This is a genomic window from Streptodolium elevatio (assembly GCF_053592165.1).
In genome coordinates this window covers 72053-86470 of sequence record NZ_JBSFVE010000016.1, presented here as the reverse complement: position 1 = coordinate 86470, position 14418 = coordinate 72053, and the positions used below count along the sequence as shown (strand labels likewise).

The following is a 14418-nucleotide window of genomic DNA, read 5'->3' as shown; positions in this document are numbered from 1 at the left end:
CCGGCGCACTTCGCGCCGGGGCCCGATGCCGTCCGCACGCCCTTCCGCCGTCAGGGCAGCACCACGACCTGGGCCGCGTACGCGAGCCCCGCACCGAAACCCGCGAGCAGCGCCAGGTCGCCCGACGACGCCCGCCCGGACGCGAGCAGCGCCTCCATGGCCAGCGGCACCGACGCCGAGGAGGTGTTGCCGGACGTGACCACGTCGTCGGCGACCGCCACGTGCTCCGGCAGCCGCAGGTCGTGGGCCAGCACCTCGGTGATCCGCAGGTTCGCCTGGTGCGGGATGAACGCCCCCAGGTCGGCGGCCGTCACCCCGGCCTTCTCCAGCGCCGTGTGGCACACCTTGGCGATCTCCCCGGCGGTCCACCGGAACACCCTGCGGCCGTCCATGTAGAGGACCGGCGACGGCAGTTCGGGGTCGTCGCGGAACTCCCCCCAGGTGCGTGTCATGGTCAGGGCGTCGAGCGCCTCGCCGTCGCTCCCCCACGCCACGGGCCCGATACCGGGCTCGTCGGAGGGCCCCACCACCCACGCCGCCGCGCCGTCGGCGAACAGAAAGGCCAGCGACCGGTCTTCGGCGTCGATGATGTCCCGCATGCGCTCGGCGCCGACCACCACGACGTGGCGGGCGTTGCCCCCGCGGACCATCGAGTCCGCGAGGGCGAGTCCGTAGCAGCCGCCCGCGCAGGCCGCCGAGATGTCGAACGCCCCCGCTCCGCCGGCGCCGATCCGCACCGCGAGGTCGGGTGCCATTCCCGGGAGTTGGCGCAGGTGCGAGATCGTGCTCACCAGGACGCAGTCCACGTCTGCCGGTTCGATCCCGGCGGCGGCCAACGCCTTTCCGGCCGCGGTGGCCGCCATCATCTCGAGCGTCTCGTGCGGCCCCGCGAAGCGGCGCGTGCGGATACCGGAGCGCGACTGCACCCACGCGTCGGACGAGTTGATGAGCGCGCAGACCTCGGCGTTGTCCACCGAGCGCTCCGGGCGGTACGCGCCGACGCCCAGGATGCGCGCGTACCGCACGGGGGCCTGTCCTTCGAGTCGTTTCATCGGATCCCACCTCTCGCTACCGCCGTCGGCGAAGCCGCGTCCGCGGCCCGCCGGCACGGCCTGCCTTCCGCCACCCTCACCGCCGCGCCCCGAGCCCCGGTCGAGCACGGCTCGGGGCAGCGGCAGGGGTCACGGTGGTCCAGTGGTTCTCCAGCCGCGATGGAGCACCGTCCACGACCGTGGAGACACACCGGTCCCCGCGGCGATGGGAAGCCAACGATGCCCAAATACACCCTGGAAGACTTCCGGGCGACACTGCGTGACTGCACCGGCCTGGACGGCCACTCCGACCTCGAAGGCGACATCATCGACACGGAGTTCACCGATCTCGGCTTCGACTCCCTGCTGGTCTACGAGATCGCCACGAAGCTCCAGGACGAGTACAAGGTGGCCATCCCCGACGACGCCATCGACGACCTCAAGACTCCCCGCGGTTTCATCGATTACCTGAACGAGAGGCTCCCCGCATGAGTGAGCGGAGCGAGCGAATCAACAAGAGGATGCGTTTCGCGAATGCGGCCGCCGAGCGAAGCGGGGTGGCGGCATGAGTGAGCGGAGCGAGCGAATCAACAAGAGGATGCGTTTCGCGAATGCGGCCGCCGAGCGAAGCGGGGTGGCGGCATGAGCCGCCGCAGCGTCGTCGTCACCGGCATAGGGGTGGTGGCGCCGGGAGGGGTCGGGACCAAGGACTTCTGGGATCTGATCACCTCGGGCCGCACCGCGACGCGCCCGATCACGTTGTTCGACGCCGCGGCGTACCGCTCGCAGATGGCCGGCGAGATCGACTTCGACCCGGCCGAACACGGGCTGAGCCACCGCGAGGTCGCCCGCATGGATCGCGCCGCGCAGTTCGCGGTCGTCGCCACCCGCGAATGCCTCGCGGACAGCGGCCTGGAACTGTCCGGCCTGGACCCCGCGCGCGTCGCGGTCAGCCTCGGCAGCGCGGTCGGCGCGACGACCGGCCTGGAGAACGAGTACCGGGTCCTCAGCGACACCGGCCGCAAGTGGGTCCTGGACCACGACTACGCGGTCCCCGAGCTGTACGCCCACCTGGTCCCCAGCTCCTTCGCCGCCGAGGTCGCCTGGGCGGCAGGTGCCGAGGGCCCGGTGACGATGGTGTCGTCGGGCTGCACGTCGGGCCTGGACTCGGTCGGCTACGGGCGGGACCTCATCGCCGAGGGCACCGCCGACGTGGTGCTCGCAGGTGGCACGGACGCGCCGATCTCGCCGCTCGCGGTCGCCTGCTTCGACGTGATCAAGGCGACCTCGCCGCGCAACGACGAACCGACCACCGCGTCCCGGCCGTTCGACCGGACCCGCAACGGCTTCGTACTCGCGGAGGGTGCGGCCATGCTCGTCCTGGAGGAGTACGGGCACGCCCGGGCCAGGGGCGCGCACATCTACGCCGAGATATCCGGTTACGCGTCGCGGTCCAACTCATACCACATGACCGGCCTCAAGCCGGACGGCATCGAGATGGCCGAGGCGATCCGCGTCGCGCTGGACGAGGGCCGTACCGACCCGACCCAGGTCGATTACGTGAACGCGCACGGCTCGGCGACCAAGCAGAACGACATCCACGAGACCGCGGCGTTCAAGCGGGCGCTCGGCGCGCACGCGTACCGCACGCCGGTCAGCTCGATCAAGTCCATGATCGGGCACTCCCTCGGGGCGATCGGCTCGATCGAGATCGCGGCGTGCGCCCTGGCGATCGAACACGGCGTGGTCCCGCCGACCGCGAACCTCCACGAACGCGACGAGCAACTCGACCTGGACTATGTGCCGTTGCACGCGCGCGAGCAACTGGTCGACGTCGCCTTGTCGGTGGGCAGCGGGTTCGGCGGCTTCCAGAGCGCGATGGTGTTGCGTCGGCCCGAGGGGGTGCGGTCGTGACGGCCGTGTCCACAGCCGTCGGCGCACCGGCCGGGACGACGGTCGTCACCGGTCTGGGCGTGCTGGCACCCAACGGACTTGGCACCGAGGCGTATTGGTCCGCGACGCTGTCGGGGCGCAGCGGGATCGCGCCGATCACCGAATACGACGGGTCGGGCTACCCCTGCCGCTTCGTGGGCGACGTCGTCGACTTCGACCCGACGGAGCACGTACCGAGCCGGCTGATGCCGCAGACCGATCCGCTGACGCGGTTCGCCGTCGCGGCTTCCGACTGGGCGGTGGCCGACGCCGGGATCGCCCCCGGCAGCGTGGACGACCTGGGGATGGGTGTCGTCACCGCGAACGCCTCGGGCGGCTTCTATTTCACCCAGCGCGAGATCCAGAACCTGTGGACGAAGGGTCCCGCCCACGTCAGCGCGTACCAGAGCTTCGCGTGGTTCTACGCGGTCAACACCGGGCAGATCTCCATCCGGCACGGCATGCGCGGACCTGGCGACGTCCTGGTGGCCGACCAGGCGGCCGGGCTCGACGCGGTCGGCCATGCCCGGCGGCAGATCCGGCGCGGGACACCGCTGGTGGTCACCGGCGGCATGGAGGCCCCGCTGAATCCGTACGCCATGGTGGCGCAGATGTCGCACGGCAAGCTGAGCCGGGCGCGGGTCGCGGAGCGTGCGTACATGCCGTTCTCGCCGGACGCGGACGGGTTCGTCCCGGCCGAAGGCGGCGCGATCCTGGTGACCGAGGACGCGGCCTCCGCGCGCGAGCGCGGGGCCCCGCGGTGCTACGGGGAAATCGCCGGGTACGCCGCGACGTTCGACCCGCTGCCGCAGACCGGGCGGCCTCCCGCGCTGCGCAGGGCGGCCGAACTGGCGATCGTCGACGCGGGGTTGACGCCGGACGGCATCGACGTGGTATTCGCCGACGCGGCCGGCATCCCCGAGGCCGACCGCGTCGAGGCGGACACGATCACCGCGCTGTTCGGGCCGGAGGGCGTCCCGGTCACCGCGCCGAAGACGATGACCGGCCGCATGCTTGCGGGCGGCCCGCCGGTGGACATCGCCGCGGCGCTGCTCGCGATCCGCGACCAGGTGATCCCGCCGACCGTCAACGTCCCCGAACTGCACCCCGGTTGCCGGCTCGACCTGGTCAGGGACCGGCCCAGGGAGGCCCGGCTGACGACGGCGCTGGTTCTGGCGCGCGGCCACGGGGGCTTCAACTCGGCGCTGGTGGTGCGGGCCGCCGCACTGTGAGGACGGCGCAACCGTGCGACCGCGCCGACGACGCCGCGGCACGCACGAACGGCCGGGCCCCGGGGGAATTCGGGGACCCGGCCGTCGCCGTGTTCAACCGGCCTTCGCGACCCCGTCGGCGGACAGCGCCGCGACGGCCGCGTCGAACACCGCCCGGTCGCGGTCCGCGGGACCGGGCTGCGGGGGAAGCAGCGGGAGCGTCGCGGACGCCCCGGAGCGCACCGCCCGGTGCCGCTTCGCCCAGCCGACCAGCTGCTGTCCCGGGCCCGCCTCGACGAGGGTGAAGTCGCCGGTGGACAGCAGCGCGTCCAGGGCGGGCCAGAACAGCACCGGCGCCGCGATCTGGTCCGCCCAAAAGGCGGGCCGCAGAGCGTCCTCGGCGCCGACCGGCCGGCCCGTGGCCGTGGACTGGACGAGCACGCTCGGCAACCTCAACTCGATGCCGGCGAACGCCTCGCGGAACACCCGTGCGCCCTCGGCCGCCGCGGGACTGTGAAAGGGCAGGTCGCCCGCCACCGCCCGGCACACGAGCCCGTCCTTGCGCAGTCGCGACGCGGCCTCCGCCAACGGGCCCCGGGCACCCGCGAGGACGCTCTGCCGAGGGCCGTTGACCGCGCCCACGACCACCTCCGTACCGGTGTACGGGGCGAGTTCGCGCGCCGATGCCGCAACGGCCACCATGCCGCCCGGGCCGATCGCGGCGAGCGCGTCACCGCGGCTCGCGAGCAGATGGCCCGCGGCCGCGACGTCGAAGACCCCGGCCAGGCCCGCGGCGGCGAACTCGCCGACGCTGTGCCCGAGGAGAGCGTGCGGGACGACTCCGTAGGCCCGCAGCGCCTCGCCCAGGGCGTACCCGACGGCGAACAACAGCGGTTGCGAACAGGCGGATTCGTGGATCGCGCCAGCCGGGGCGTCGGCCGGATCGGCGGCCAGCCACACGGCGCGCAGGCGCTCCGCGTCGCCGCCGGCCGTCGCGTATGCCTCGAACAGGCGGTCCAGCGCGGCCGTGAAGCCGCCGTCGTTGCCGTAGAGTCCGGCGCCCATGCGTGCGTACTGGGCCCCCTGCCCGGGGAGCATGAGCACGACCGGGCGCGCCGCCGAGTCACGCATGGCAGTCCGGCAGGCGCCCGTGGAACTCGACCATCTCCATGAAGGAGGCGACGACGTCCAATGGCGTCCCCAGCTCGGGCCCTTCGGAGCCGGCGAGTTCGACGTACGCCCGGTGCAGGTTGCCCACCAGTCGCTCCGGGTCCAGGAGTTCGGCGAAGCTGCCGGGCTCGGCCGCCCGGGCGGCTTCCAGCGGGCTCATCCCGGCGGCGGCCCCGGCGCGGGCCGCCTCTTGAATCCAACTCAGGTACGCGGCGTTCGCGTCCAGGATCTCCGGGCCGCCGACCGGTCCATGGCCCGGCACCACGGTGGTCGCGCCGAGGGCCCGCATCTGCGCCAGCACGTCCAGGGAACCTTGGATGGACCCCATGAGGCAGTAGGGCGTCACACCGGACATTGCGATGTCCCCGGTGAACAGGACGCCGCGGTCCGGGATCCACACCACGACGTCGTTGGTGGTGTGCGCGGTGCCGAAGTGGATCAGCTCGATGCCGATGCCCCCGCGGTTCAGCGTCGCGCGGTCGCGGAAGGTCAGCGACGGCAGGGTCACGCGTACGTCGCCCCATCCGACGTCCGGCCACAACTGCGTGAGGCCGAGTCCCGCGGCGGTCATCTCGGTGCGGGTGCGCTCATGCGCGACGAACAGCGCGTCGGGGGCGAAGAGATGGTTGCCAAAGGTGTGGTCGCTGTGGTGGTGGGTGTTCACCACGACGCCGGGACCGCCCCCGGCCACGTCGGCGACGGCCTTGCGCAGGCGTACCGCGCGTTCCTCGGTGGCGACGGTGTCGATGAGCGCGGTCTCGCCTCCATCGGTGACGATCCCGCAGTTGTTGACGCACCAGCCGCCGTCGGGCTGGACGTACGCGAATACCCCGTCGGCGACTTCCTCCGTTCGCGGCGGGGCGAGCGCGCTGTTGTCGAGTCCCACGGCGGATTCCTCTCGGTGGTGACCACCGGTCGCCGAGCGGGCGACCGGTGGTGGTGATCGGTGATCGGTGACGGGTGGTCGGTGGTCGGTGGTCGTGATGGGTCGTTCCACTCCCGCGCACGAGCGCGTTCGCGCTCAGACCCGCGGGGCCCGTGCCAGGGACTCGACGGTCTCCTTCGCCCGCCGCAGCGTGGTGCGGCTGTTCCCGCCGATCGCCTCGCGGACCGCGGCCTTGGCCGCCGCGAGGTCCGTGTCGGGGCCGAGGACCGTGGCAATTCCCGCCGGCTCCAGGACGATCCGGTGCCGGCCGACCGCGCGGGCGCCGTGTGCCGTGCCGGTCACGGTCCATTCGCCCAAGTGGGCGGTGGCGACCGGGGGCAGGACGAGTTGCTTGTAGACGATGCGGTGGCCGGGGCGGCCGATGCGGATGGAACGCAGCGAGTGTTGTTCGCCGCGGTGGTTCCGTACGTCCATGTCCATGGTCTGCACCCCGTCGGCGTCCTCGGCCAGTTCGAGTGCGACGACGTGCGGAAGGGCGTCGGGCCACCGTTCGGCGCGCCAGAGGAAGTCGTGGACCGCCTCGGCGGACCCGTCGATGTCCGCCGTGTCCTCGAACTCCAGGAGCAGGTCGGCGGCTTCGTCCTGCTCCGCGTGCCGGCGCAGCGCCGCGAGCTCGGCCTCGCTGTTGGCGTCGACGACGGCATGCACGGCGTCCGGTCCCAGCGCCGCGTCCGGGCGCATCGTGAAGTCGTGCGTCAGCACCACGAGCGTTCCGTCGCCCTCGGGTTCGACGATCCACTCGCCGCCCATCGCGGCGAGCGGGGCGCGCGGCGTCTGCTGGTCGAAGCGGATGCGCCGGGCCACCGGGTCGAGCGTGCGGCGCGACGTCCACTGCGCCACCTCGCCGCCGGCGGTCGCCCAGATCGCGAACTCCTCGCTGGTGCCCTGCTGTTCGAGCACCTCGACGTGCAGGGTCGGGCCGAACACCAGGGGCCAGCCCGCGACGTCCGCGAGCAGTGCATACACGGTGTCGGGTGGCGCGGCGACGGTGATCCGGTGCTCGGTCTCGTACGTGGTCATGCGCGTGCCTCCTCGGCGACGACGGCTCGCGGACCACTGTCATCGGCGCGGGTGGAGCGGGGCTGGAGCGCGGATGGAGCCCGTCCGTCGGGCGTCGCTCGGGATTCGAGCACGTTTCCAGGCCGACCCGGCAGGCTCGCCGGAGATGCCACCGCAGTCGGCGGGGCGCGAGCCGAGGAGGCACACGATGGCGGCGGTCAGCGGGGACCTGTACGTGGAGGTCCAGATGTTCTACGCACGACAGATCGCGATGCTGGACGACGGGGACTTCGAGGGCTTCGCCGGCACGTTCCTGCCGGACGGCGTCTTCCGTCCGGCGGGCGGCCGGGCCGAGGTGTGCGGGCGCGAGATCATCGCGAAGGCGTCCGAGGCCGCCTCCGACCGGTTCGACGGGGCCCAGCCGAGGCATTGGTTCGACATGCTGCGGGTGACGCCCGAGGCGGACGGCGGGATCCGCACGAACTACTACGCGGCGATCAGCATCACCGCCTCGGACGGCTCGACGCGGTGGGAGCCGACCTGCGTGGTCGAGGACGAACTCGTTCGCGTGGACGGTGAATTGGCCAGCCGGTCGCGCACCGTCGTACGGGACGACCTGCCTTCGCGCTGACCGGGTGCGGACGTGCGTGCGGGGTGGCGGGGCCGACGCGGCCCGCCACCCCGCACGCGTCTTCACACCGACGCCAGCAGATGGTCCACGAAGGCCTCCGCGCCCGAGTCGAACTGGAGCGCGACGTGGCTTCCCGCCGCGTGCACGTCCCGCCAGGCCCGCTGCAACGGGTGCGAGTCGGACTGGGCGCGCGTGCCGCCGCTGCGGAAGAGCCGGTCGACGGCCGACGTCATCAGCTCCACCGCCAGCGCCGCGTCGCGGCCGTTGCGCGCGACCTGCGCCCCGGTGACCGCCGCGTCGTCGTCCGCCCCCGCGGCGATCCGTCCGAGCAGCATCTCCGCGATGTCGATCTCGCCCGCCGCGCGGGCGACCGCCGTCTGGACGGCCGGCGAGCGCCCCACCGGTCGGCCGTGGACGTCCTGCTTGTCGGCGAGCCACCGCGCGGACGACACCAGCGCCCCGCGCGCCGACCCGAGCACCGGCGCCGCGAAGGTGAGCCCGTTGACGGCGAGGAGCGGCACGTTGTGGCAGCGGGCCGGCGAGTCGGAGCCCTGTCCGCCCACCATGTCGGCCACCAGGAAGCTGCGTTGCTCGGGCACGAACACGTCCTCGACGACCAGCGTGTTGCTGCCGGTGGCACGCATGCCGACGTTGTGCCACGTGTCCTGGATGTCGTACGCGTCGCGCGGCAGCGCGAAGAAGCGGCCCGGATCGCCGCCCGGCACACCGGGACCGCGTACGAGCGCCCAGTCGGAGAAGTCCACGCCGCTGGTGTAGGGCCAGCGCCCCGACAACTGCCAGCCGCCTGGCACCGCGCGCACGTCGCCGGTCGGGGCGAGCGCACTGACCACGCAGGTGTCCGGGCCTTTCTCCCAGATCTCCGCCTGTCCCTCGGCCGGCAGGTACGCCGCGAACCGGGCCGTGTATGCCCACAGCGACGCGGTCCACGCAGCCGATGCGCATCCCTCGCCGACCACGGCCACCGCCGCGGTGAGTTCGCCGAACGACCCCGCCCGGCCCGCCCACCGGGTCGGCGCGAAGTGCGCGGCAAAGCCCGCCTCGACGAGTGCCTCGACGACCTCGGGGTGCAGGCGGCGCCGGACGTCCGAGGCGGCCGCGTGCCGGGCGGCGATCGCGGCGACCACCCGGGCGGCGTCCAGCAGCGGCGCGGTGGACGCCGGGTCCACGCACGCCCTGGGCAGCGGCCCGGGCACCGTGTCCGGCGGCACGGAACTCAGGTTGGGGCGGGGGCCTTTCACCGTGCCGGCCCTTGTGTCGACCCCTGCGCCGGCCCGACCGCGGCGCTGCCGTACGCGACGCCGCGCTCCGCGCCGTGCGCCGCCCCGTCGCCGGCGACCCGGCGACGGCGCATCCGCCACGGGCCGCCCTCGCTGCGCACCAGGGTGTCCTCCCAGATTCCGCTGCGGAACACCGTGGTCGGCGTACCGGGGCTGCTGTGCAGCACCAGGAAGCTGGACCGGGTGCGCACCTGCCGGACCACCGGCTCGCCGCCGTCCGCGCCGTCCCCGGCGTCCGCGCCGACGTCGCCCTCGGCGCTGTCCGGGGACTCGGGATGCACCGTCAGCATGCTCATCAAGTGGCGCCTGGTGACGCCCTGTTCCGCCAGGGCGGCGCCGGCCTTCGCGAGCCGGGCGAGGATCGTCCCGCGGCCGAACAACGGCGCGGGCAGCGCGTCGGTGTCGAACTCGGCGTCCTCGGTGTAGTCGTCGGCCCACACCTCGGCGTTATCGTCGTCGACGGCCTGCATGTGCCGTGCGTAGAACTGCTGGACCGAGAGATACAGCTCGGGCGTCACCACCGCCGGCCGGACCGCGCTCGGAGCGGTCTGCGTCATGGTTCTCCTCCCTGGGGCTCCGGCGCCGCGGCGCGGCACCTGCGGTCGAGCCTGGCAACGAGCCCTGGAGGCTGGCCGGAACCCCGCTCGAGGCGGGGCCGGACGGCCCGGTCCGAACCGCGGGGCCGTCCGGCACGACCCGTCAGCCGGCCCGGGCGGGGAGGTCGAGCGACAGGCGCCCGCGGGCCTGCGAGGGCATGTCGAGCACCGGGTCGCACGCCAGCACCGCCTGGTGCAGCCGGCGCATGCGCGGCGAGGGTTCCAACCCCAGTTCGTCGTGCAGGACTTGGCGCAGCCGGCGGTGCACGCTCAGGGCCTGGGCGGGCCGCCCGGACCGGTAGAGCGCTAGCATCAGCTGCGCGTGCAGGTTCTCGTGGGTGGGGTTCTGGGTGACCAACGCACTCAGCTCGCCCAGCAGTTCGTGGTGATGGCCGAGACGCAGGTCGGCCTCGATGCGCTGTTCCTGGACGCAGATGCGTTGTTCCTCAAGGCCGGTGAGGTAGCTCTGCAGGATCGGCCCGGTCTGGACATCCGCCAGCGCCGCGCCCGTCCACATGCCGAGTGCCTCGCCGAGTAAGCGGGAGCCCGTACGGTCGTCGTCGTGGTCGAGCGCCGTCCGCCCGTGGCTCACCAGCCGCTCGAACACGTGCAGGTCCAGCTCGCCCGGGTGCACCACGAGGAGGTAGCCCCCGTCCCGGGTCTCCAGGGTCTTGCGGGCGTCCTGGAGACTGCCGATGTGCGGCACGCCGCGCAGGGCGCGGCGGAGTTGGAGCACGTACGTCTGGAGCGTCGAGAGCGCGCTCGCGGGAGGTGCGGACTCCCACAACTCCTCGATGCACGAGCTCGTGGAGACCACTTGATTGGCGTTGAACAGGAGCAACGCCAGCAGTTGGCGTTGTTTGGGTGCGGTGGGGACGTACGAGATGCGCTGTGCGGTCATCCGCAGCGGGCCGAGCACACCGAATTCCATGAGAGCCTTCGCCTTCTCGACATCGTCGTCACATAGGGCGGTCGCAACACGCCATTGGGGTAACGGAGTTCGGGGTGGCGGCAGGGTCACGGCCCACCAGGTCGGACCTGGACGCGGTAGCGGTTCAGCGCATCACGACCCCGCATGCCGACCGGCCGCGGCAGCGCGCGCATGCGGCGACCGCGGATCGTCGGTGTTTCGGATTCCGGGGCGGAGCACCCCTGGACGGCCCTTATGCCGCCCGCGAATTGGACGCCGTGGCGGTCAGGCGTCTTGCGGCGGTCTCCCGGTGCCGGGTGTCGTCATCTTTCCCCCGAAAGTTGGTCACGGCACGAAGCGTATGCCGGGAATCGTAGCTTGAGTCAAGGGCCGTTCTCGGCCCCGGATGTTAACGCCGGATTGCCTTCAGGGGATTCGAGCGATGCTTGCTCCGACGCTCCAGCAACGCGCGTCCGCCGCTCAAGCGTCCCTCCACCACAGGTACACCACCGGTGCACGCGACTACGGCCGACGGCCGGACACTTGGGGAGACTGCTGCCTCGCGCTGTCCAATCCGCGCGGGGAAGTCCGCGCGTGGCACCCTGCGCCTTGCGTTGGGCGGGTCACCTGCCGGTATACGCCAAACGACGGCAACCCGCCAGACCAGGTGATGGTTTGGCGGGTTGCCGTCGCGAACGTGGGTTCCGGGGCCGGGGCCTACCGGGGGGCGGGGCCTATCGGCCGAGCGCCGCCTTCAGGGCGTCGACGCGGTCGGTGCGCTCCCAGGTGAAGTCCGGCAGGTCGCGGCCGAAGTGGCCGTACGCCGCCGTCGCGGTGTAGATCGGGCGCAGCAGGTCGAGGTCGCGGATGATCGCGGCGGGACGCAGGTCGAAGACCTCGGTGACGGCCGTCTGGATCTTCTCGACCGGAAGGGTCTCGGTGCCGAAGGTCTCGACGAAGAGGCCGACCGGCTCGGCCTTGCCGATCGCGTACGCGACCTGGACCTCGCAGCGGCGGGCGAGGCCGGCCGCGACGATGTTCTTGGCGACCCAGCGCATCGCGTACGCCGCCGAGCGGTCCACCTTGGACGGGTCCTTGCCCGAGAAGGCGCCGCCGCCGTGCCGGGCCATGCCGCCGTACGTGTCGATGATGATCTTGCGGCCGGTCAGCCCGGCGTCGCCCATCGGGCCGCCGATCTCGAAGCGGCCGGTGGGGTTGACCAGGAGGCGGTAGCCCTCGGTCTCGATGCCGAGGTTCGCGAGTTCCGGCTCCACGACGTACTCGCGGATGTCGGGGGCGAGCAGCGACTCGAGGTCGATGTCGGCGGCGTGCTGCGAGGAGACGACCACGGTGTCCAGCCGGACCGGGCGGTCGCCGTCGTACTCGATGGTGACCTGGGTCTTGCCGTCCGGGCGCAGGTAGGGGATGGTCCCGTTCTTGCGCACCTCGGACAGGCGCTTCGACAGGCGGTGCGCGAGCGTGATCGGCAGCGGCATCAGCTCGGGGGTGTCGTCGCACGCGTACCCGAACATCAGGCCCTGGTCGCCCGCGCCCTGGCGGTCGAGCTCGTCCTCGTCGCCCTCGACCCGGGCCTCGTAGGCGTCGTCCACGCCCTGCGCGATGTCCGGGGACTGCGAGCCGATGGAGATCGACACGCCGCACGATGCGCCGTCGAAGCCCTTCTTCGAGCTGTCGTAGCCGATCTCCAGGACACGGTCGCGGACAATCGTGGGGATGTCCGCGTAGCCCTTGGTGGTCACCTCGCCGGCGACGTGGACCTGGCCGGTGGTGATCAGCGTCTCGACGGCGACCCGGGACTTGGGGTCCTCCTTGAGGAGCGCGTCCAGGATGGAGTCGCTGATCTGGTCGGCGATTTTGTCCGGGTGACCTTCGGTCACGGACTCCGAGGTGAACAGTCGACGGGACACTTCGCTCCCTGAGGTTTGCAGCGGCTGCTGGCTGACGACTACGCGCAGGTTGGAGCACGTGCCGCCGGAATTCTGGCCCGAGTGTAGCCCGAAGGGGGGCGCCGACGTAGCAGCCGTCCAGCCACGTGGATGACGTGGCGTTCCTCACTCCCTGTCGGCAGCGGCCGCCAAGCACGCGGGGCCGACGGAGACCGGGAGCCGCGCCGAACAGCGGGCCGGGCGTGCCGCGGCGCCCGCGACGCCGGATCAGCCCGCCGGCGGGCCGAACAGCGCGGCGACCCGGTCCCACACCGCGTCGGCCAGGTCCTCCTTGGGGCCGAACGGCACCGGGGCCTCGCCGCCGTCGGCGCCCAGGATGACCGCCTCGTTGCCGTCGGCGCCGAACGTACGGGTCTCCCCCACCTCGTTGACCACGAGCAGGTCGCAGCCCTTGCGGGCGAGCTTCGCGCGGCCGTGCGCCAGCACGTCGTCGGTCTCCGCGGCGAAGCCCACGACGATCTGGCCGGGACGGGCGCGCTCGCGCGAGATCTCGGCGAGGATGTCCGGGTTCTTGACCAGCGCGATGGGGTCCGGCTCGGCATCGGTCTTCTTGATCTTGCCGCCGGCGTACGCGACCGGCCGGAAGTCGGCGACCGCCGCCGCCATCACCACGCAGTCCGCGTCGGCGGCCGCCTTCACGACGGCCTCGCGCAGTTCGACGGCGGTGCCGACGGGCACGACGTCCGCGCCCGCGGGGTCCGGGAGGCCCACGTTGGCGGCGATCAGGGTGACCCGGGCACCGCGGGCGAGGGCGGTGCGGGCCAGCGCGTACCCCTGCTTGCCGGACGATCGGTTGCCGAGGAACCGGACCGGGTCGAGCGGCTCGCGCGTGCCGCCCGCCGAGACGACGATGTGACGCCCTGCCAGGTCGGGCGCCTGGTTGCCGCGCAGCAGCGCGCGCCGGGCGGTCCGGAAGATCTCCTCCGGCTCGGGCAGGCGTCCCTTGCCGGTGTCCTTGCCGGTGAGCCTGCCCACCGCGGGCTCCAGCACGATCGTGCCGCGCCGGCGCAGCGTGGCGACGTTCTCGCGGGTCGCGGGGTGCTCCCACATCTCGGTGTGCATCGCGGGCACGAACACCACCGGACAGCGTGCCGTGAGAAGCGTGTTGGTGAGCAGGTCGTCGGCCAGGCCGTGGGCCGCCTTGGCCAGGATGTCCGCGGTCGCCGGGGCGACGACGACGAGATCCGCGGACTGCCCGATGCGCACGTGCGGCACCTCGTGCACGTCGTCCCACACGTCGGTGGCCACCGGCTGCCCGGAGAGCGCCGCCCAGGTCGGCGCCCCCACGAACTTCAGCGCGCTCGCGGTCGGCACGACGCGTACCTCGTGCCCGGACTCGGTGAACCGCCTCAGGACATCGCACGCCTTGTACGCGGCGATGCCGCCGGCGACGCCGAGGACCACACGGGGACGCTGCTGGGTCATCGCTTCTCCTGCATCTGCCGCGCACGGGGCCGGTGGGTTCATGCATGTTGTCCGTGCCTACGGCTTTCGAGCGTAGCGACGCCCGGATGCGCCCGGCGAACCGGCGGGCTCGCGGGTGCGTCGCAGATGTCGTCGGGGGGAATCCGGCAGGAACACCGAGTACCGCTTCTGAGTACGAACGCGGATGGCCCGGCGTCGCGTGCCGCGCGACGCTGGGGGCACGGAGCGGGGAACTCCGTTTTCGGGCGCGGTCGATCGCCCGCGAGAAGGGTCCGACGACCGCGACCAGCGTGCGCACACAC

General features: G+C 72.6%; 13 protein-coding genes. 4 read left to right on the top strand and 9 right to left on the bottom strand.

Annotated features, from left to right (window positions below; genetic code table 11):
* Positions 1-50 precede the first annotated feature (50 nt).
* A complete protein-coding gene (locus ACWD12_RS26965) occupies positions 51-1052 on the bottom strand; it encodes a beta-ketoacyl-ACP synthase III (RefSeq protein ID WP_358360056.1) in 1002 nt (333 codons plus the stop codon).
* 219 nt (positions 1053-1271) lie between these two features.
* Between ACWD12_RS26965 and ACWD12_RS26960 the strand changes: the two genes are divergently transcribed.
* From ACWD12_RS26960 to ACWD12_RS26950, 3 genes are all read left to right on the top strand, one after another.
* Positions 1272-1523: an acyl carrier protein gene (locus tag ACWD12_RS26960; protein ID WP_450101700.1), complete on the top strand. Its 252-nt coding sequence runs from the start codon at positions 1272-1274 to the stop codon at positions 1521-1523.
* A gap of 150 nt (positions 1524-1673) precedes the next feature.
* The gene (locus ACWD12_RS26955) at positions 1674-2945 is read left to right on the top strand and encodes a beta-ketoacyl-[acyl-carrier-protein] synthase family protein (RefSeq protein WP_450101699.1); all 1272 of its coding nucleotides are present in this window, start codon (positions 1674-1676) and stop codon (positions 2943-2945) included.
* Complete coding sequence (locus tag ACWD12_RS26950) at positions 2942-4195, top strand: ketosynthase chain-length factor (protein ID WP_450101698.1); 1254 nt, start codon at positions 2942-2944, stop codon at positions 4193-4195. Before ACWD12_RS26955 ends, ACWD12_RS26950 begins: the two co-directional genes overlap by 4 nt.
* 93 nt (positions 4196-4288) lie before the next feature.
* Here ACWD12_RS26950 and ACWD12_RS26945 read toward each other — a convergent pair whose 3' ends face one another.
* The 3 genes from ACWD12_RS26945 to ACWD12_RS26935 all read right to left on the bottom strand — a co-directional run bounded on the left by ACWD12_RS26945 (position 4289) and on the right by ACWD12_RS26935 (position 7310).
* Positions 4289-5305, bottom strand: a complete 1017-nt coding sequence (locus tag ACWD12_RS26945) for an acyltransferase domain-containing protein (protein ID WP_450101697.1) — start codon at positions 5303-5305, stop codon at positions 4289-4291.
* Positions 5298-6230, bottom strand: a complete 933-nt coding sequence (locus ACWD12_RS26940; RefSeq protein ID WP_450101696.1) for an MBL fold metallo-hydrolase — start codon at positions 6228-6230, stop codon at positions 5298-5300. The genes ACWD12_RS26945 and ACWD12_RS26940 overlap by 8 nt, the downstream gene beginning before the upstream one ends.
* Positions 6231-6365: 135 nt before the next feature.
* A complete protein-coding gene (locus ACWD12_RS26935; RefSeq protein WP_450101695.1) occupies positions 6366-7310 on the bottom strand; it encodes an aromatase/cyclase in 945 nt (314 codons plus the stop codon).
* 187 nt (positions 7311-7497) lie between these two features.
* On the opposite strand from ACWD12_RS26935, the gene ACWD12_RS26930 reads away from it, so the two are divergent.
* Positions 7498-7920 (top strand): nuclear transport factor 2 family protein, encoded by a 423-nt coding sequence (locus ACWD12_RS26930; protein ID WP_450101694.1) that lies wholly within the window; start codon positions 7498-7500, stop codon positions 7918-7920.
* 62 nt (positions 7921-7982) lie between these two features.
* On the opposite strand, the gene ACWD12_RS26925 is transcribed toward ACWD12_RS26930, so the two are convergent.
* The 5 genes from ACWD12_RS26925 to coaBC all read right to left on the bottom strand — a co-directional run bounded on the left by ACWD12_RS26925 (position 7983) and on the right by coaBC (position 14116).
* Positions 7983-9149, bottom strand: a complete 1167-nt coding sequence (locus tag ACWD12_RS26925; protein ID WP_450101693.1) for an acyl-CoA dehydrogenase family protein — start codon at positions 9147-9149, stop codon at positions 7983-7985.
* A gap of 26 nt (positions 9150-9175) precedes the next feature.
* Positions 9176-9775 carry a nuclear transport factor 2 family protein gene (locus ACWD12_RS26920; RefSeq protein ID WP_450101692.1) on the bottom strand — a complete coding sequence of 200 codons (600 nt, stop codon included), beginning with the start codon at positions 9773-9775 and terminating at the stop codon, positions 9176-9178.
* A 142-nt stretch (positions 9776-9917) separates the two neighbouring features.
* Complete coding sequence (locus ACWD12_RS26915) at positions 9918-10745, bottom strand: AfsR/SARP family transcriptional regulator (protein ID WP_450101691.1); 828 nt, start codon at positions 10743-10745, stop codon at positions 9918-9920.
* 713 nt (positions 10746-11458) lie between these two features.
* On the bottom strand, positions 11459-12652 hold the full coding sequence (metK, locus tag ACWD12_RS26910) for a methionine adenosyltransferase (protein ID WP_358360027.1): 1194 nt from the start codon (positions 12650-12652) through the stop codon (positions 11459-11461).
* 246 nt (positions 12653-12898) lie between these two features.
* Complete coding sequence (coaBC, locus tag ACWD12_RS26905) at positions 12899-14116, bottom strand: bifunctional phosphopantothenoylcysteine decarboxylase/phosphopantothenate--cysteine ligase CoaBC (RefSeq protein ID WP_450101690.1); 1218 nt, start codon at positions 14114-14116, stop codon at positions 12899-12901.
* Between the last annotated feature and the right edge of the window lie 302 nt (positions 14117-14418).

Bases quoted from the DNA above. Each gene is read 5' to 3' on its own strand.
- ACWD12_RS26945 (WP_450101697.1), bottom strand. From the start codon at position 5,305: ATGCGTGACTCGGCGGCGCGCCCGGTCGTGCTCATGCTCCCCGGGCAG.
- ACWD12_RS26965 (WP_358360056.1), bottom strand. From the start codon at position 1,052: ATGAAACGACTCGAAGGACAGGCCCCCGTGCGGTACGCGCGCATCCTG.
- ACWD12_RS26935 (WP_450101695.1), bottom strand. From the start codon at position 7,310: ATGACCACGTACGAGACCGAGCACCGGATCACCGTCGCCGCGCCACCC.
- ACWD12_RS26920 (WP_450101692.1), bottom strand. From the start codon at position 9,775: ATGACGCAGACCGCTCCGAGCGCGGTCCGGCCGGCGGTGGTGACGCCC.
- ACWD12_RS26955 (WP_450101699.1), top strand. From the start codon at position 1,674: ATGAGCCGCCGCAGCGTCGTCGTCACCGGCATAGGGGTGGTGGCGCCG.
- ACWD12_RS26930 (WP_450101694.1), top strand. From the start codon at position 7,498: ATGGCGGCGGTCAGCGGGGACCTGTACGTGGAGGTCCAGATGTTCTAC.
- ACWD12_RS26915 (WP_450101691.1), bottom strand. From the start codon at position 10,745: ATGGAATTCGGTGTGCTCGGCCCGCTGCGGATGACCGCACAGCGCATC.
- ACWD12_RS26960 (WP_450101700.1), top strand. From the start codon at position 1,272: ATGCCCAAATACACCCTGGAAGACTTCCGGGCGACACTGCGTGACTGC.
- coaBC (WP_450101690.1), bottom strand. From the start codon at position 14,116: ATGACCCAGCAGCGTCCCCGTGTGGTCCTCGGCGTCGCCGGCGGCATC.